Here is a 16,183-nt window from a genome sequence, read left to right as displayed (position 1 = left end):
ATAACGACTACAGGTCGCCGGTCGTGAAGGAAAGGTTGGCGGCGTGAACCGTAATCAGTGTCCAAGATTACTTGACCAGTTCACTGGGCCTCCAAGCAGCACTTGTGGTGTATGGCTACTCTTTGTTGGTTGGCTACTACAACAGCTTTGGAATCGATACCAACGAGATTGCATTGAGTACGCCTAGCCTGCTTCTATTCGGCTACATCAGCTTGTTTTCCGGCGCCTTGGAAGCCGCGAATTACGTCCCCATCATCGGCCCTGGCATTCTCGCGTTTTGCTTCATTTTGGTAGCGGGCGCCTTCATCGGAGCCGTGGTGAAGAACGCGAAACGAGACACAAAAATTGTTCTAGCCTGCTGGGTTGGGTTTCTTTTGTTCATAGCCTTTTTTACGCCGGCTATAGGTGTTCAACAGGGCATCAAAATGGGTAAGGCTGACACTAAGGGGTTTACTCAGCAGGAACTTATCAAGGGGTTCGACAAGCAGCACACCTTGACAAACAACAAGGACGCGAAGCTTACAGGCACCCTCATTTTGGCTGATGGCAAGAATACTTTCTTACTGGTAGACAAAACCGTATACAAGGTGGAAAACAGAAGTGGCCGCGTACTGAGGGAAACGCTGCTGACTTCGAAGCCGGGTTTACCTCAATAACGTCCACTGCCCCCTCAATAAGCTCATACAAAAACTCAGATAGATGCCAGACCTAAGGGTCTGATTGAGCATGATGAATGTTGCGTGGATGCCCTCTTTTATCCTGAACATAGCGAGCAGTCACAGAAACCAAAATTTTCACGGCTCTACGAGACGGGTTGAATTTCCCCCGGCACCAGGCCGAATGGATATCGTGAGCTACGATGTTCAGTGATGCTGACATATCGGTAAGCTCCCCCATGAAAGGATGTCCCAATGGAAATGGTTCGCGTGAACTCAAGAGCGATCACAGCTGTAGGTTACGACCCGGCGACCAACCGAATGAAGATCACTTTCAAGCAAGGAAAGACGTACGACTTTTGCCGCGTACCGTTGAACGTCTATCAGGGGCTGATTAACGCACCTTCAAAAGGGGGCTACTTCGACCGAGTCATAAAGGATCGTTACCAATGCTGAACGAGCCGCACGTACCAGGCGACCCAGTGGAGGAGTGACTGAACGGTTTGCATGGAATCCCTGAAACTATTCATACTGCCCACAGCAATGGCGAGCATGTATCCCTACATGTATCCCTAGAAAGCAAACCTCTCTGGAGGCCTTGAGTTTACTGGAACACTACAGTCTCCCTCGGGCACCATCTTAAAAAAAGACCTTGAAATTCAAGGTCTTTTTTTTTGTAGAAAAGTGGCTTATCGGCGGAATGACTACCCACCACACACCTGAAACAAGGTCCATTGTGGGAGCTGGCCTGCCCGCGACAGCGCCAGCCCTCACCCTCCTCCTGCACCACCCCATTCAGCAAATATCAAGAACGGACACGCTCCTTTCTAATGCGAATGGACAGCAGCTCTGCGCGTGCTGAGAAACCGGGACAATATGACCCCGACAGACCCAAAGCTCTCCCACGCACAGCGACAGACCACAGACATGCGCACACAAAAAGCGCCAACCATCGAATACCTGTGGCGAGCAATGTCCGGTGTACCGCCCGGCGCGTTACGAGCGTTCGGAGGAAGAAAATTCTCACCTCAGCCCAACATCCACCTTCACTTGTGCAAGATCGCCAGATAAATATCCTCCAGCGCCATGATGCGCTGAGCAGCGTTGAGCTTGATGGCTTCCTTGGGCATGCCGAACACCACGCAACTGGCTTCGTCCTGGGCGACTGTCGCGGCCCCGGCCTCAAGCATTTCTTTGAGCCCGCGCGCGCCGTCGTCGCCCATGCCCGTCATGATGATGCCGGTGGCATTCCTGCCGGCGAACCGGGCCACCGAGCGAAATAGCACATCCACGGAAGGCCGATGCCGGTTGACCAGCGGTCCATCGATCACCTGAGCGTGATAATAGGCGCCGCTGCGGGTGACCATCAGGTGCTTGCCGCCGGGTGCGATCAGGGCCAGGCCGGGCAGGATACGGTCGTTGTTGCGCGCTTCGCGCACCTCGATCTCGCACACGCTGTTGAGGCGCTCGGCGAACGAAGCGGTGAACTTCTCGGGCATGTGCTGCACGATAACCATACCGGGGCACACGCGCGGCAGTGCCGTCAGCACGGCTTCCAGCGCTTGGGTGCCGCCGGTGGAGGTGCCGATGGCGACGATACGCTCGGTGGTCTGGGCCATGGCGTGGCCATTGCCGGCTGGCAGGATCGCATCGGCGCTGAGCTTGCTGGCCGGGGTCAATGGCGGGCTGACGCTGCGCTTTCCCAGGTTCTTGACGTTGGAGTTCGCTGCGGCCCGGATCGCTGCCACCAACTCGGCCGCCGATTCAATCAGGAAACTCTTTAAACCGGTTGAGGGCTTGGTGATGATTTCCACTGCGCCCGCCGACAGCGCCTGCAGGGAGGTTTCCGCGCCTTTCTGGGTCAGCGAGGAACAGATCACCACCGGCGTCGGCCGCTCGCTCATGATTTTCTTGAGAAACGTGATGCCGTCCATGCGCGGCATTTCGACGTCCAGCACGATCACATCCGGCCATTCCCGAGCGAGTTTATCCATGGCGAAAATTGGGTCGGACGCGGCACCCATGACGTGGATATCCGGCGTATCGCTGAGAATCGCCAGCAGTACCTGGCGCACCACGGCCGAATCATCGACCACCAGCACACTGATTTTTTTGGTAGGCATCTTCTTGAAGTAATCCCATTGGTTGGTGCCGAACCCAGACGTTGCCGTTCCACAGGTCGAACATGATCGTGCGGTAACCGGTACTGCCCATGTCCTGGGCTGTCAGGTGCAGGTGATAGCGCTCGGCCAGGGCCAGCGCCGCGCGAATATTCAGGCTGGCCACGTCCTGCGTCGGCAGGCGGCGGTGCAGATCAGGAAACATCTCGCCGCCGCCGAACAACTTGACCTGGTAATCCCGTGCATGCGTGCCATTGACTTGCGCGTGGCGCAGCAGCAGTTCCAGGGCTTCGTCGGCATACCTGCCATCCAGGGGCTGATGCTTGCGCAGGCGCCCCGGCAGCATGAAGTGACACATGCCGCCGATCAGCCGTTGCGGATGCCAAAAGGTGATCGCCACGCAGGAGCCGAGCAAGGTACGCAGGCGCGTCGGCCGCGTCGCAAAGCTGACTTGGCCAGGCGCCAATATCACTTCGGTCGTACCCACAGGCTTTTTCATGGCTTGCGGTAAATCGACGGCGCCACCAGCTTCAAGGTGTCATTGACACCGTGGAGGCTTTCCGAGTGGCTGATGATCAAGTAACCACCGGGTTTGAGCAGCGGCAACAGACGCGCGACCACCTGGCTCTTGGTCTGCTGATCGAAATAAATCATCACGTTGCGCAGGAAGATCACCTCAAATTCCCCCAGAACCGGCAGCGCTTCGTTAAGGTTGACCTGGACAAAATTGACGCGGCTGCGCAAGGCCTTGTCGATCAGGACGGTGCCCTCCTGGCGACCAACGCCCTTGAGGCAATACTTGACCAGCAGCGGCTGGGGCAATGTCTCGATGCGTTCCATTGAGTAATGCCCTGTGCGCGCCTTGGCCAGTACTTGGGAGCTGATGTCCGAGCCGATCACTTCCCAGGGCGTGGTGCCGAGGCTTTCGGCCAGGGTCATCGCCAGGCTGTAGGGTTCTTCACCCGTGGAACTGGCCGCGCTCCACACGCGAAACATCCGGCCCGGCGCGGCCTTGGGCAGCACGTGCTGACGCAGGAAGTCGAAGTGCTTGGGCTCGCGAAAAAAATAGGTTTCGTTGGTGGTCAGCAAATCCAGCGCAACCTGCAGTTCGCCTTTGCGCTGGTCATTCATGATCAGCTTGAAATACTCACCATAGCTCTGCAGCTCATAGTGCTTGAGGCGTTTGAACAGGCGCCCGGCCACCAAGGCTTTCTTGGCCGGCGACAGGTTGATGCCGGCCGCGCGGTACAGCCAGGCCTGGAACTGACCGAATTCACGATCGTCGATGGAGACGGTGTCTGACATGATCGAGCCTCAACGCGGGTCGAGGTCAGGGGCTGGCGCCTGGCCGGCCTCGGCCAGGCTGGACATCTCGTCGATGGACAGCACCTTGTCCACTTCCAGCACGATCACGAATTTACCGTCGACCTTGGCCATGCCACTGATGAAATCGGCGCGAATGCGCGCACCGAAGCTGGGTGGCGGTTCGATCTGCGTGGCCGGGATCTCCTGCACGGCAGACACCGTATCGACCAGCAGCCCGATGTCCTGTGGCTGACCGTCCTCGGTACTCGCCTCGATGATGATCACGCAGGAGCGCCGGGTGATCGCTGAGTTGGCCCGACCAAAGCGTGCCGACAAGTCCACCACCGGCACCACCGCGCCGCGCAGGTTGATCACCCCGCGCACAAAAGACGGCATCATCGGCACCACGGTCAGGCTGCCGTATTCGATAATTTCCTTGATCCCCAGGATGCCGATGGCGAACATTTCGCCACCCAGCATGAAGGTCAGGTACTGCGCATCCTCATCGACCGCCACCGCGGTCTGCCGAGTCGTCATTACTGCACCCATGTCACTACTCTCCCTTGTAGGCGCGCATCGATCGTGCGATCAGAAGCGGGTGAAATCCGATTCGTCCGGGGCACTGGCCATGGTGTAGGCGAACGCCTTGCGCGGCGCCGTTGGTTTAGGGCGTGGCGGCTGACGGTTGGGCGTGCTGCCAGGGCTGTCCGCGCCGGCGCTTTGACCCGCAACCTTGGACGCGGAATCCAGCACGAAGAAACTCATGGCCTGTTGCAGTTGCTCGGCCTGGCTGCTCATTTCTTCGGCCGTGGCCGCCAGTTCCTCGCTGCTCGAGGCGTTTTGCTGGGTCACTTGGTTGAGCTGGGTCATCGCCGTGTTGATCTGCGCGACACCGGCGGCCTGTTCTTCGGATGCAGCGCTGATTTCCTGCACAAGGTCGGACGTCTTGTTGATGGAAGGCACCATTTCGTCGAGCAACTTGCCGGCTTTCTCGGCCATTTCCACGCTGCTGGATGACAGTTCGCCGATTTCCTGGGCGGCGACCTGACTGCGTTCGGCCAGCTTGCGCACTTCGGCGGCCACTACTGCGAAACCCTTGCCGTGCTCGCCGGCCCGAGCGGCCTCGATGGCGGCATTGAGCGCGAGCAGATTGGTCTGGTAGGCGATGTCATCGATGATGCTGATGCGCTGGGCGATTTTCTTCATCGCCACCACCGTCTGCTGTACCGATTCGCCGCCCTCGGTGGCTTCCTTGGCCGCTTTGCTGGCCATGCCATCAGTGACCTTGGCGTTTTCGGTGTTTTGGTTGATGCTGGCGCTCATCTGTTCGACCGACGCACTGGTTTCCTCGACACTGGCGGCCTGCTCACTGGTGGCCTGGCTCATCGATTGCGCGGTGGCGCTGACCTGTTCGGAGGCGCTGGCGAGGTTATCGGCGGCGTTACGCACTTCGCCGATGATATGTGCCAGCTTGCCGACCATGTTACGCATGGCGTTGAGCACCAGGCCGGTTTCATCTTTGCCACCTGGCTCGATGTGCGCGTTAAGGTTGCCTTCGGCCAATTGCTCGGCGGCGCTGGCAGCTTGGCGCAACGGGCGGGAAATGATCCGCGCGATGAATATCGCCAGGCCCAGACCGATCAACAGGGACGCGACCAGTACCGCGATGATCGACATGCGTGAGCTTTCATACAGCACCGAGCCCTTGTCACCCGCGGCAGTCGCACCGGCGTCATTGAGCTCGACCATTTTCTGCAGGCGGCTGGTCACCTCATCGAAATGCCCTTTGGATTCCCCCCTGAGCAAACTGCGCGCCTGGGCTTCCTCGTTCTGACGGGAAAACTCCAGTACCTGCTTGCTGCTCGCAATGTAGGCGTCCCATGCGCTTTTCACGCTGAGCATGAGTTGACGATCTTCATCGTTCGACAACAATTGCTCGTAGGTCTGCATGCGGGTTTCGAACTGCTGGCGCGCCTCGATGGCTTCGCGTTCGGCCTGGACCTTTTCTTCGGCAATCTCGGTACTGATGTGGCGGTTTTCTTTCAAGCGATAATTGGCGGCAAAAAAACGCATGCCTGCCGCTGCGCGCATGGAGGGCATCCAGTTGCCCTTGATGTCCTGGGCGGCCTGGTTGACGGCACCGAGCTGAAGGATCGCGAAGGCGCCCATGGCCCCGGTCAGCGCCAGGACCACCAGGAACGAGCTGATCAGCTTGGTGGAAATTTTAAGATCGTAGAACCATTTCATCGGGGAACCTCCATGGAATTGCAAAGACGTCAGCGGGCGACGAACGTTGGCGATTGAGGCGCCTGAGCCGTGCGGGCTTCCAGTTGTACGATTTGATTGAGCAGTGCAGGTACATCCAGGATCAGGGCCACCGCGCCGCTGCCCAGGATGGTCGAGCCACTGATACCGCGCAGTGCGCCGAACAGCTTGCCCAGGGGTTTGATCACGGTCTGGAACTCGCCGTGCAGGTCATCGACCACCAGCCCGGCCTTGTGCTCGGCATAGCGCACCACCACCACGTTCTGACGGCGCGCGGCCGGGCCTTCGTGGCTGAAGTGGTCGCGCAGGTCCACCAGTGGCAGCACCTCGCCACGCAGGTCCAGATAGCCCTGATCGCGGCTGGACTGGCGCTGGCGTTCATCCAGTTCGATGCATTCCTGGACCATGTCCAGCGGAATCACGTAGGTGGATTGGTCGATGCCGACCAAGAAGCCGTTGATGATCGCCAGGGTCAGCGGCAAACGAATGCGTACCATCGTGCCCTGGCCGGGGCGGCTGTCGAGGTCCACGGTGCCGCGCAACAGTGTGATATTGCGCTTGACCACGTCCATGCCGACGCCACGCCCGGACAGGTTGGTGACGGCCTCGGCGGTCGAGAACCCCGCTTCGAAGATCAGGTTGTACACCTCCTGATCGGTGAGCACCGCGCCGCTGGCCACCAGCCCGCGTTCTTCAGCTTTTTCCAGAATGCGGTCGCGGTTGAGACCGGCGCCGTCATCGGCGATTTCGATGACGATGCTCCCGGAGTCGTGATAAGCATTGAGGCTCAGATGCCCCTTGCTCGACTTGCCCGCCGAACGTCGCGCGTCGGCGCTTTCGATACCGTGGTCCATGGCGTTGCGCAGCAGGTGCATCAGCGGGTCGCCGATCTTCTCAACCACGGTCTTGTCCAGCTCGGTTTCCGCGCCGCTGATGATCAGCTCGATGTCCTTGCCCAGTTCCTGACTGACATCGCGCACCACGCGGCGGAAGCGGTTGAACGTGTCGCCAATCGGGATCATGCGCAGGTGCAGGGCGCCATCAAGGATCTCTTCCACCAGCCCCGACACCGTCGAGGTGGCCTCCTGCAGCGGGTCGTTGTTACAGGAGCGCGCCAACAGGCTTGCGCCAGCGCTGGCGATCACCAGTTCGCCGACCAGGTTGATCAACTCGTCGAGCTTGTCGGCGTTGACCCGCACATAACTGCCGTCGCGGGTTTTTGCCTCGCTGTTCGCCGGCAGGCGCTGGAGCGAGGCGGGGGCCGGACCCGGCTCGGCTTGCGCGATCAGGTCACTGCCGAGGGCGACGCTGCTTTCGGGCGTTTCGTCGACCGCGCTGATGTGCACGTCACAGTCGTCGCGCACGAAGTCGAACACTTCATTGAGCGTGGCATGGCTGGCCGTCGAACGCAGGTCGATCTCGAAGCCCAGGTAGCAGCTTTCCGGGTCCCAGTTCTCCAGGGCGGGGATGCCGTCGGTCAGGGTGGTGACCTGCACCATTTGCCCCAGCGTATCGAGGTAGCGCAGGAACGACAGCGGGTCCATGCCATTACGGAACACGTCCACGCCGAAACGCAGAGAAATATGCCAAAGCACTTCGGCCCCCGTGTCGTCGTCCACCGCAGCGGGTACGACGTCGGCAGTGGCGGTGTGCAGCGGCTGATAGGCGCTCAGCGCCTCGCGCAAGGTCTCACCGCGCTCCAGCGTGGCCGGGGTCGGCACCTCACCGCGGCTGGCGACCACGTCGATCAGTTCAAGCATGTGGTCGCCGCACTTGAGCAGCAGCGCGATCAAGGCGGCGTCCACCGCCACACTGCCGTCGCGCAGGCGGTCGAGAACGTCTTCGACGATATGCGTGAACCCCACGATCGACGCGAGGCCGAACAGTCCCGCGGAACCCTTGATGGTGTGCGCGGCGCGGAAAATCGCGCCGATGGCATCCTGGTCGCCGGGCTCGCTTTCCAGCTGCAGCAGGGATTGCTCCATGGCATGCAGCAGCTCGCGCGCCTCGACGATGAAGGTCTGCAGTGCCTGATCGAGATTGATGCTCACCTGGACTTTCCTTGTCGATCAATGGACGGGACAGTGCCGATTAAAGCGCGGCGCTGCGACACAGTTGAAGCGCCTGCATGACCGCCTGGCTATGGCCGGTCACACTCAAGGCGGTGCCGGCAATGCCGGCTTCACGCTGGATGACTGCCAGCAACTGCAGGCCGGCGCCATCCATTTCCGTCACCTGGGACAGGTCCAGTTCCAGGCGCGGCGCCGCGCCCATCTGCGACAACAACGCGCCCGCCAGTTCAGCGACGGTGTAGATCGTGAGTTCGCCGTCGATGCCCACATGGGCGGTGTCGTCGATGGTTTCGTGAGTGATCGGCATGTTGGCCTCCCTGGCGCCGGGTGTCAGGGCAGGATCAATTTGGAGACCGCCGCCAGCATCTGCGCCGGCTGGAACGGCTTGACCACCCACGCCTTGGCGCCCGCGGCCTGGCCTTCGGCCTTCTTCGATTCCTGAGATTCGGTGGTCAGCATGATGATCGGTGTGAACTTGTAGTTGGCCAGCTTCTTGACCTCCTTGACGAAGGTGATGCCATCCATGTTGGGCATGTTCACGTCGCTGATGATCAAGTGCACTTTTTGCCCGGTCAGCTTGTTCAGGGCGTCCTTGCCGTCACTGGCCTCGATCACGTCGTAACCGGCGCTTTTCAAGGCTATGCCGACGACTTGCCGCACACTGATGGAGTCGTCAACCACTAATACACTCTTCGCCATGATGTACTCCTAAAAGAAAGTGATGTCTTGAGCGTTCTGCTGCACCGCCGCCTCTCCATGATGGAGGCGTCGTTGCTCGTCGGTGGCATAGGTGGTTTCCATGCGCGCCAGCCATTGGCGGGCGTCGATGGCCATCGGTTGGTCCGGGGTCTGGTTGGCCTGCAGGAGATGGTCATGCAGGGCGTGCATGTTGTCGCGCACGTGACTGAGGATCTGGCTGACCCGGTCCTGGAATTGCAGGTTGACCAACACTTCGGTCATCTCATCCCGGATGCCATAGCTTTCCTGCTTGAGCAGGTCGGCGGATTCGGCCAGACGCCCGGTGATGTTCTGGAAGCGTGTGAGCACCATTTGAATACTGTTTTCGGACTCGGCCACCGAATGGCTGTCCTGGTCGGCACTGCTGGACGCGGCCTGCACCAATTGGGTAATGGCGTTATTGATGATGTCGACCTTGGCCGACATCTGCTGGCCCGTTTCACTGGATTTACTCGACAGGCTGCGCACCGCATCGGCTACCACCGCGAAGCCGCGACCGGCCTCACCGGCACGCGCCGCTTCGATGGCAGCGTTGAGGGCCAGCAGGTTGGTTTGTGCGGCAATCGCCGCCACATCAGCGGCCATGGTGCGCAGTTCGCCCGTGTAGGCGGTCAGGCTGCGCACCTGGGCCAGGGTCTGGTCACGGCTGATTTGAGTGGCCTTGAGCGAATTGATCACCTGGCTCAACTCGCTGTCACTGCGCGCCAGCACCTCAAGCGCACCGTCGGCGGCCTGCCCGTCCAGTTCGCCGGCCGCGTGCTGCGACGCTTGTACCGTTTCCTGCAAGCGTGTGGCGATCCCGGTGAAACGGTTCGCCAGGCTCACAATCGCTTCTTCGGTCTGATGGCGCGAGCTTTCTACCTGCTTGGCCCAGATGGGCATGGCGCCCAGCAATACCTCATCAAGCTGTGCACGAGAGGCCATGCCGTTATGCACATCCGCACTTGACTGGTCCGCCTGCGCCTGCGCAATCGCTCGCTGCAGTGCGTTGCGCTGTGACACCGCGCTCCAGGCACAGGTACCGAGGCCGATCATCACCAGTGCCGTGCAAGCCACCAGATTGGCTGGCGAGGTTGATTGCACGAGTATCCACAAAACGGCCGGCACAACCGGAACCAAGGCGAACCAACGGAAACGAGGATAAACGGAAGGGGGCATGCGGCTGGATGGGCGTTGGGGCATGAGTTCGGTCCTTGAACAGTGCTGCGGATGTAATCAACATAGAGTTTATCCGCCCCTAGCGCCTCAACTTTAGGGCTCGTGAGTGCCTTCCGTCTGGTTTATGACCGGTGTGTGACTGAGCAGGGCGTTAAGTGTAGGTGACGCCAGCCGACACGCTCAGGCTGCTTGCAGGATCGTACAAGCGCCCTCGATACCTCGTTCGCTAACCTGACGACTCTTAACCAGCAGAGTCTGCGACATGTCTCAGTCACAGCCCCCGACAAAACCCATAAATCTCATCCAAAAAGCCGACCTGATCGACCAACCATGGAGCCCACGCGTCTTCCCGTGTCAGCCTTGAACGGGTCGAGACGCGGCCGCCCTGGGCGAGCGGCCGGTAGGGTTATTTCAGCAAGGCAATCAGCAGGCAGGTCACCGTGATCACCAGCGCCGGCCACTGCATCGGCATGAAAAAGAAGTGGTGGCGGACGCCATCGGCGTGCGGTTGTCGGTTCAGTACAAAGCCCAGCACGGTGTTGATCGCTGATCCCGCCCCGAAGCCGAGCAACACCTGCATCAGCGATGTGTTGCCGGGTTTGACGCTGGGGTCGGGCCACAGCCACATCAATAGCAGCACCATCGCCACCGGTGTAAACAACGTCAGCCAGCCTGCGCCGCGATAGATCATCGTTTAATCCTCAGTTGTGACGCAGCAGGCTCAAGCCTGCTCGCGTGCTTGTTGTTGCGCCGCAAACACAGCATCGAGGGTATTGAGGAACAGGTCGTGGCTCAGAATGCCGGTGGCGATGGTCGACAACACGGGTGTGCCGCTTTCATCCTTGATCACCACTTTTTCCGTCCAGGCGTTGAGGTCGACGGTGCGCAGCGACGACATTGGCACTTTGCGGCCCTGGTACTCCAGGCATGCGCGGCTGACGACGATGGGCGAGGTGGTGATTTTCAGGAAGTTGCCACTCATGCGCTTGCCCCAGACCTGCCCCGAGCTGATGCAGTTGAACGTCACCGCCCCACCCATCTCCAGCGTCGCGATCACTGCCGGCATGCGTGCGCGAACGTGCAGCTCACGCACCCGTTGCTGGAATTCGTAAAAGCCCTTGAGGCTCTCAATCACACGATGAAACGGCTCTGACGCGTTACGGCGATAGGCTAGGTTGGTGATCATGCCGGTCATCACGGTTTGCCCGGAGCCGAATAAGTACAGGTCTTCAATATCGGCAAACGCCGTGTACTCGCGTTGCGAGTTGATGATGCGTTCGATACCGAACTCAAACACGTTGTAACGTGGGGCGCGCAGTTTTTTGTGCCAGACGTAGGCTGCAAACACGCCCACGGCGAGTACGGCCAGCAAGGCGCTGGTGGCGTAGATCAGGGTATGCGGGTTGGCAAAGTTCAAGGCCATGCCACGGGATGTCTGGAGGTTGACCGGGCCATCGTTGCCCGGTGGCAGGATCGTGCCCAGGTACAGCACAAAACCGGCGAGGGCTAGCAACACAACCCCGAATATCAAACTGAAAATCAGGAAGCCTTTGCCGTGGCGGAAACTCGCGATCAGCTCGCCAGTGGCCGAAGGTGCTTGGGTGGGGGATGACTGCATGAATGCTTGCGTCCTTGTAATGGGTTAAGCCTTGCACCCTATCCGTCTGGTGGCCGGGTGCACTTGGCACGGCGAGTTGGAACATGGCTAATTAATATCGTTCCTTGGGCACATGACTTCACAGGGGCGTGAGCCTGGCCGTTCGCGGTATTGGGGTCTTTTTTTTCCTGCGCAGAACAGTGATCATCGCCCTCCCCAAAGCCCTAGGAACCAAGACCATGGAGTTGACGCTGGAAGCTGTTGCGCTTTTTGCACTGAAGCTGGTGCACGAGACGGACGGCGGCAGCCCGGTTTTGCGGGACGATCCGGTGATGGATGGGTATGAGCGAGAGGTATTCGGGCTGCTGGTGCGGCAGAGGGATTTGGCGGTGATTCAATCCAAAGTCGCGGAATGTGTTGATCAAGCGCTTGAAGCACTGGGCGGGGCCGATACCGTGATGGGTCGCGAGTTGCAGCGCTTGGCGCTGGGCGTGCGCCAAGCGTCGACACTGGATGAACTCAATGCCCCGCTCAACGCACTCAAGGATTACCTGAAAGCCATTCTGTAACGCGCGGTTCAGCGCCGCCCTTCCACCGCCATCCGCACCGCCAGCCCCATCAACACCGAGCCCATCAACCAGCGCTGCATCACCTGCCAACCCGGCCGGGTGACGAAAAACACCGCGATCGACCCCGCCATGGTGGCAATGACCGCGTTGACGCTCACGCTGATAAAAATCTGCGTGAAGCCCAGCACCAGGGATTGCGTCAACACGCTGCCATGGCCGTTCGGGTCGATGAACTGCGGCAGCAACGACAAATACATCACCGCCACCTTGGGGTTGAGCAGGTTGGTCACCAGGCCCATGGTGAACAGCTTGCGCGGGCTGTCCTTGGGCAAATCCCGCACCTGGAACGGCGAACGCCCGCCCGGCCGTATGGCCTGCCAAGCCATGTAGGCCAGGTACAACGCACCGCCGAAACGTAGCGCGTCATAGGCAAACGGCACCGCCATGACCAAGGCCGTGATCCCCAAGGCCGCGCACAGCATGTAAACCAAAAAACCCAACGCCACGCCGCCCAGGGAAATCAGCCCGGCCGTACGGCCCTGGCAGATCGAGCGGGAGATGAGGTAAATCATGTTCGGCCCGGGCGTGAGCACCATGCCGAGCGAGATCAGCGCATAGGCAAGCCAGCTGGACACTTCAGGCATTGTTTGGCTCCTTGATCGTTATTCTGTCGACGTGAAACATTTGGCCAACGTTGTAGGCTTGGACGCCATGGTAGGGCGTTCAAAATGCGCGCGTTAGATACAGATCCGCGAGCAAAACGTCATACACCCACCGCACCACTCACCCAAGGGCAGGCCCATGATCGACTTCAACAACAAAGGCTTCTTCAAGCTCAAGCAAAACAACGAATACGCCGAGCGCGTATCCGCCCTGCTGCTCGACGGCGAGGAAGTGGTCGACGCCTACAAGGCCATGCGCGACGGCGTGGTGTTTACCACCAAGCGGATTATTGCGGTGAACGTGCAGGGGATTACCGGCAGCAAAAAGGACTTTACGTCGCTGCCGTATAAAAACATCGTCGCGTATTCGGTGGAGACGTCCGGGACGTTTGATCTGGATTCGGAGTTGGAGATTTATTTTTCGTCGCTGGGCAAAGTGAAATTCGAATTCACCGGCAAGACTTCCATCGTCGAAATCTCGCGGTTGATCTCCAAGCACCTGCTGACCTGATCGGCAGGCAATTGCTTATTGCCTACAAGGCTGAGACGGCTGTACCCCGATCAAAAGGTGGGAGGGGGCTTGCCCCCGATAGGGCCCTCTCCCACACCATCAAACCACAGCCCTACACACCAACCCCTTCCCCTTCCTCCACTACCCCATTCGGCAACATCCCATTCGCCAAATCATCCACCACCGCCTTCGCCATCTCCCCCAAATAATGCGCCGCCCAGGCAAAACGATCCGCGCCCGTGTCCATGGCTGCGTCCAACGCGAGCATTTTGGAACAGTGCAGCAACTCGGAGGCATGCTCCAGGGCATCGCGAATGGGTACACCGGAATTGACGCGAAATAGGCGGTGGAGATTGGGCTGCTTGCCGCAGGTGGAGAAGGTGATGATGCCGAGGGTTTTGTTGAGGGGTGGGTTGATCATTGGGCACCTCCGGAATGAGTGGAGGTGTTGAGGATGTTGTTGTGAGGGTACGGCCTTTCAGAAATGCTCATTGGCTTGACTCCTAATGTAGAAAAGAGCCGCCACGTTCGTTTCCAGGCGAATGGGTGGCAGCTATGCGCAGGCTGGAAAACCGGGACAATAGGAACCCGGCAGACCCGAAGGTCTCCCGCGCACAGCCGCCATAACACGGATATGCTGGCACAAAAACACCAGCAGTCGTGATAAAAATAGTGGCACCTGTGCGCTATTGTTCCACGGGTTTCCAGGCCCGACCGTCGAATGTCGACGACACGCCAAAAGTAGCCTAGAGATTGATTAGCAGGAAATCGGCTTTGTGGCTAAACGTGTCTGATGTGGTAGAGAAAATGAAATGAAATGAAACACCAAAAACTCTTTATTCAAAAAACATAAAAGCAGCTGACGAGACCAGTACATACATGAAACCCCAACCAAAGATATTAAACTTAGATTCCTTTTACTCGGACATACTAAAAGAAGACGAATTAGGAGCAACCATCCGCACGCACATTTATATAGAGTCAGCTCTTGAGCAACTAATTGAAATACTAGTCTCAGATTATGAACACATCAAAAAAATGCAGCTCGACTTTTCTCAAAAGGTAAACCTAGCAGTTGCGATCGGGATGCCAAAAGAGTTCGCCCCCGCACTTTTAGCAGTTGGGACGATTCGAAATAAATTTGCGCACAGGATTGACACAAAAATTGACAAGGAGAAAACAAACAACCTTTACAAACAGTTTTCACCTGATCAAAAAAGTGCGATACATGCATCATTCAATAATACGCTAAAAAATACTCCACTAGGTCAAGTGAGGAATTTTTCCGAAATCACACCCAAAGAGCAATTTGCAATTTTGTCGGTAGCATTAGTAATGCAAATCCTCACCCTAATACAGACACACAGCACATAAAAACAAAAAAGAGCCGCATTGATTAGAATCTAACAATACTGCATTAAAGGCGTGAACCTCAGCGAGAACTGCGCCACTAGTATGAAATTTACAGCATCAACTCATAAGGCCCCAGCGCCTTACTAGTCTGCACCAACCCCTGCCTCATCAACATCTCAAGATAATTTCCCGCCGCCATTGGAGGCCGCTTCAACGCCCGCCTTTGCTTCTGCGCCGCTCCCAACACCGCCGCCTGATCCAGATCCCAAAGATCCGAAATAAAGTCATCCGGATGCATCGGCTCAATGTCGTAGGCAGCCAGTATATGCGGCGGGAAGTCTTTCAAATTGAAGGTCACGATAACCTCAGCTTTACTCCGAATCGCCGCCGCCAGCACGTGACGATCATCAGGATCGGGCAGATCCAAGCTCGAACACAGATCCTCATATCCCGTAACCAAAGCGTCAGGTATCGCCTTGTCCATCATCGCTGACGTGCAATTCACTTGCTCAGCCGTGAGATCGGGTCGGTTCTTGAGTACGTTGCGCTTCCACTCCTCATGAATCTGGCTAGTCCATCTCGCTCGATACAACCCTGACAAGCCAAGCCACATCAGCAAATCCCTGAGGGCCGCCGGGTAAAGAACGCAGGCATCATATACAGCGGTAAAAGGCGAACACCTCATCCGTCATACCCCATTCCCAACTCCTGGGCCTGTTGCGCCAGCGCTTCCATTGCTTCCTGGCTTTCCTCATCTCGCCGCTGCTTGAACGCCATCAAATCCGAAAACCGGATGCGCCGATGCCGACCGGTTTTTGTAAAGGGAATGGCGCCTTCCTCCAGCATCTTGACCAAGTGCGGCCGTGAAACGTTAAGCAGGTCGGCGGCCTCCTGCGAGGTGAGTTCGGCATGCACCGGGACGACCTTGACGGCATTGCCGATCGCCAACTCGCCCAGGATATCGACCAATAAGCGCAGTGCTGAGGTTGGGAGTACGAGCGTGTGGGGTTTGTCTTCTTTGTCGAAAATGTCGATGCGCTGGGTTTCAAACTTGGTCGACAGCAGCGAGGCCAGTTCGCGTTGGCCTTGCACGGCGGCTTCGACTTCCTTTTCCAGCGGAAGGATCGTTTTGGGAAGGTGGTTGGTGATCATGATGCAACTCCGGCGACGCTTAATT

At 58.4% G+C, this 16,183-nt stretch carries 20 protein-coding genes; 5 read left to right on the top strand and 15 right to left on the bottom strand.

The genetic code is table 11. The features are described 5' to 3' along the window. The first annotated feature begins 71 nt into the window (after nt 1-71). Together AO064_RS00535 and AO064_RS00530 are read left to right on the top strand one after the other, a co-directional pair. Nucleotides 72-656 (top strand): hypothetical protein, encoded by a 585-nt coding sequence (locus AO064_RS00535; protein WP_156521561.1) that lies wholly within the window; start codon nt 72-74, stop codon nt 654-656. 255 nt (nt 657-911) lie between these two features. After that, on the top strand, nt 912-1,112 hold the full coding sequence (locus tag AO064_RS00530; protein WP_064052074.1) for a KTSC domain-containing protein: 201 nt from the start codon (nt 912-914) through the stop codon (nt 1,110-1,112). Between the two features lie 590 nt (nt 1,113-1,702). Here the strand turns inward: AO064_RS00530 and AO064_RS00525 are convergent. The 11 genes from AO064_RS00525 to AO064_RS00475 all read right to left on the bottom strand — a co-directional run bounded on the left by AO064_RS00525 (nt 1,703) and on the right by AO064_RS00475 (nt 11,932). Further along, nucleotides 1,703-2,779, bottom strand: a complete 1,077-nt coding sequence (locus AO064_RS00525) for a protein-glutamate methylesterase/protein-glutamine glutaminase (RefSeq protein ID WP_064052073.1) — start codon at nt 2,777-2,779, stop codon at nt 1,703-1,705. Next, entirely contained in the window at nt 2,742-3,275 is a 534-nt protein-coding gene (cheD, locus tag AO064_RS00520) for a chemoreceptor glutamine deamidase CheD (protein WP_015885767.1), read from the bottom strand. The genes AO064_RS00525 and cheD overlap by 38 nt, the downstream gene beginning before the upstream one ends. After that, nucleotides 3,272-4,081, bottom strand: coding sequence for a CheR family methyltransferase (locus AO064_RS00515; RefSeq protein WP_064052072.1), 810 nt, complete (start codon nt 4,079-4,081; stop codon nt 3,272-3,274). The genes cheD and AO064_RS00515 overlap by 4 nt, the downstream gene beginning before the upstream one ends. 9 nt (nt 4,082-4,090) lie before the next feature. Then, nucleotides 4,091-4,630, bottom strand: a complete 540-nt coding sequence (locus AO064_RS00510) for a chemotaxis protein CheW (RefSeq protein ID WP_046035226.1) — start codon at nt 4,628-4,630, stop codon at nt 4,091-4,093. Between the two features lie 39 nt (nt 4,631-4,669). Then, the gene (locus AO064_RS00505) at nt 4,670-6,328 is read right to left on the bottom strand and encodes a methyl-accepting chemotaxis protein (RefSeq protein ID WP_046035225.1); all 1,659 of its coding nucleotides are present in this window, start codon (nt 6,326-6,328) and stop codon (nt 4,670-4,672) included. A gap of 29 nt (nt 6,329-6,357) precedes the next feature. After that, nucleotides 6,358-8,397, bottom strand: a complete 2,040-nt coding sequence (locus tag AO064_RS00500) for a chemotaxis protein CheA (protein WP_064052071.1) — start codon at nt 8,395-8,397, stop codon at nt 6,358-6,360. A gap of 40 nt (nt 8,398-8,437) precedes the next feature. Beyond that, nucleotides 8,438-8,725 (bottom strand): STAS domain-containing protein, encoded by a 288-nt coding sequence (locus tag AO064_RS00495; protein ID WP_046035222.1) that lies wholly within the window; start codon nt 8,723-8,725, stop codon nt 8,438-8,440. Nucleotides 8,726-8,748: 23 nt separating this feature from the next. Then, nucleotides 8,749-9,117 (bottom strand): response regulator, encoded by a 369-nt coding sequence (locus AO064_RS00490; protein ID WP_015885773.1) that lies wholly within the window; start codon nt 9,115-9,117, stop codon nt 8,749-8,751. Between the two features lie 9 nt (nt 9,118-9,126). Then, nucleotides 9,127-10,038, bottom strand: a complete 912-nt coding sequence (locus tag AO064_RS00485) for a methyl-accepting chemotaxis protein (RefSeq protein ID WP_370636472.1) — start codon at nt 10,036-10,038, stop codon at nt 9,127-9,129. 682 nt (nt 10,039-10,720) lie between these two features. Continuing rightward, nucleotides 10,721-11,005: a hypothetical protein gene (locus tag AO064_RS00480; protein WP_064052069.1), complete on the bottom strand. Its 285-nt coding sequence runs from the start codon at nt 11,003-11,005 to the stop codon at nt 10,721-10,723. Nucleotides 11,006-11,035: 30 nt separating this feature from the next. Continuing rightward, entirely contained in the window at nt 11,036-11,932 is an 897-nt protein-coding gene (locus AO064_RS00475) for a hypothetical protein (RefSeq protein ID WP_064052068.1), read from the bottom strand. Nucleotides 11,933-12,150: 218 nt separating this feature from the next. On the opposite strand from AO064_RS00475, the gene AO064_RS00470 reads away from it, so the two are divergent. Beyond that, nucleotides 12,151-12,480 (top strand): hypothetical protein, encoded by a 330-nt coding sequence (locus tag AO064_RS00470; protein ID WP_064052067.1) that lies wholly within the window; start codon nt 12,151-12,153, stop codon nt 12,478-12,480. 8 nt (nt 12,481-12,488) lie between these two features. Here AO064_RS00470 and AO064_RS00465 read toward each other — a convergent pair whose 3' ends face one another. Beyond that, a complete protein-coding gene (locus AO064_RS00465) occupies nt 12,489-13,124 on the bottom strand; it encodes a LysE family translocator (RefSeq protein ID WP_064052066.1) in 636 nt (211 codons plus the stop codon). A 157-nt stretch (nt 13,125-13,281) separates the two neighbouring features. On the opposite strand from AO064_RS00465, the gene AO064_RS00460 reads away from it, so the two are divergent. Beyond that, entirely contained in the window at nt 13,282-13,653 is a 372-nt protein-coding gene (locus AO064_RS00460; protein ID WP_015885780.1) for a PH domain-containing protein, read from the top strand. Nucleotides 13,654-13,765: 112 nt separating this feature from the next. Here AO064_RS00460 and AO064_RS00455 read toward each other — a convergent pair whose 3' ends face one another. Next, nucleotides 13,766-14,074, bottom strand: coding sequence for a DUF3077 domain-containing protein (locus tag AO064_RS00455; protein ID WP_064052065.1), 309 nt, complete (start codon nt 14,072-14,074; stop codon nt 13,766-13,768). Nucleotides 14,075-14,532: 458 nt separating this feature from the next. On the opposite strand from AO064_RS00455, the gene AO064_RS00450 reads away from it, so the two are divergent. Then, on the top strand, nt 14,533-15,027 hold the full coding sequence (locus AO064_RS00450; RefSeq protein WP_064052064.1) for a hypothetical protein: 495 nt from the start codon (nt 14,533-14,535) through the stop codon (nt 15,025-15,027). A gap of 88 nt (nt 15,028-15,115) precedes the next feature. On the opposite strand, the gene AO064_RS00445 is transcribed toward AO064_RS00450, so the two are convergent. Both AO064_RS00445 and AO064_RS00440 read right to left on the bottom strand, forming a co-directional pair. Further along, on the bottom strand, nt 15,116-15,691 hold the full coding sequence (locus AO064_RS00445; RefSeq protein ID WP_015885782.1) for a PIN domain-containing protein: 576 nt from the start codon (nt 15,689-15,691) through the stop codon (nt 15,116-15,118). Continuing rightward, the gene (locus AO064_RS00440) at nt 15,688-16,158 is read right to left on the bottom strand and encodes a helix-turn-helix domain-containing protein (protein WP_015885783.1); all 471 of its coding nucleotides are present in this window, start codon (nt 16,156-16,158) and stop codon (nt 15,688-15,690) included. Before AO064_RS00440 ends, AO064_RS00445 begins: the two co-directional genes overlap by 4 nt. Between the last annotated feature and the right edge of the window lie 25 nt (nt 16,159-16,183).

It is taken from the genome of Pseudomonas marginalis, assembly GCF_001645105.1.
Taxonomy (GTDB): Bacteria; Pseudomonadota; Gammaproteobacteria; order Pseudomonadales; family Pseudomonadaceae; genus Aquipseudomonas; species Aquipseudomonas petroselini.
Note: the sequence above shows the minus strand (reverse complement) of the source record. Positions and strands in the feature narration are given on the sequence as shown.

What these genes read in the sequence shown, in the direction of transcription:
- AO064_RS00470 (WP_064052067.1), top strand. Translation starts at nt 12,151, where the DNA reads ATGGAGTTGACGCTGGAAGCTGTTGCGCTTTTTGCACTGAAGCTGGTG.
- AO064_RS00495 (WP_046035222.1), bottom strand. Translation starts at nt 8,725, where the DNA reads ATGCCGATCACTCACGAAACCATCGACGACACCGCCCATGTGGGCATC.
- AO064_RS00530 (WP_064052074.1), top strand. Translation starts at nt 912, where the DNA reads ATGGAAATGGTTCGCGTGAACTCAAGAGCGATCACAGCTGTAGGTTAC.
- AO064_RS00460 (WP_015885780.1), top strand. Translation starts at nt 13,282, where the DNA reads ATGATCGACTTCAACAACAAAGGCTTCTTCAAGCTCAAGCAAAACAAC.
- AO064_RS00485 (WP_370636472.1), bottom strand. Translation starts at nt 10,038, where the DNA reads ATGCCCATCTGGGCCAAGCAGGTAGAAAGCTCGCGCCATCAGACCGAA.
- AO064_RS00525 (WP_064052073.1), bottom strand. Translation starts at nt 2,779, where the DNA reads ATGCCTACCAAAAAAATCAGTGTGCTGGTGGTCGATGATTCGGCCGTG.
- AO064_RS00505 (WP_046035225.1), bottom strand. Translation starts at nt 6,328, where the DNA reads ATGAAATGGTTCTACGATCTTAAAATTTCCACCAAGCTGATCAGCTCG.
- AO064_RS00455 (WP_064052065.1), bottom strand. Translation starts at nt 14,074, where the DNA reads ATGATCAACCCACCCCTCAACAAAACCCTCGGCATCATCACCTTCTCC.
- AO064_RS00465 (WP_064052066.1), bottom strand. Translation starts at nt 13,124, where the DNA reads ATGCCTGAAGTGTCCAGCTGGCTTGCCTATGCGCTGATCTCGCTCGGC.
- AO064_RS00490 (WP_015885773.1), bottom strand. Translation starts at nt 9,117, where the DNA reads ATGGCGAAGAGTGTATTAGTGGTTGACGACTCCATCAGTGTGCGGCAA.
- AO064_RS00445 (WP_015885782.1), bottom strand. Translation starts at nt 15,691, where the DNA reads ATGAGGTGTTCGCCTTTTACCGCTGTATATGATGCCTGCGTTCTTTAC.
- AO064_RS00515 (WP_064052072.1), bottom strand. Translation starts at nt 4,081, where the DNA reads ATGTCAGACACCGTCTCCATCGACGATCGTGAATTCGGTCAGTTCCAG.
- AO064_RS00510 (WP_046035226.1), bottom strand. Translation starts at nt 4,630, where the DNA reads ATGGGTGCAGTAATGACGACTCGGCAGACCGCGGTGGCGGTCGATGAG.
- cheD (WP_015885767.1), bottom strand. Translation starts at nt 3,275, where the DNA reads ATGAAAAAGCCTGTGGGTACGACCGAAGTGATATTGGCGCCTGGCCAA.
- AO064_RS00480 (WP_064052069.1), bottom strand. Translation starts at nt 11,005, where the DNA reads ATGATCTATCGCGGCGCAGGCTGGCTGACGTTGTTTACACCGGTGGCG.
- AO064_RS00450 (WP_064052064.1), top strand. Translation starts at nt 14,533, where the DNA reads ATGAAACCCCAACCAAAGATATTAAACTTAGATTCCTTTTACTCGGAC.
- AO064_RS00475 (WP_064052068.1), bottom strand. Translation starts at nt 11,932, where the DNA reads ATGCAGTCATCCCCCACCCAAGCACCTTCGGCCACTGGCGAGCTGATC.
- AO064_RS00440 (WP_015885783.1), bottom strand. Translation starts at nt 16,158, where the DNA reads ATGATCACCAACCACCTTCCCAAAACGATCCTTCCGCTGGAAAAGGAA.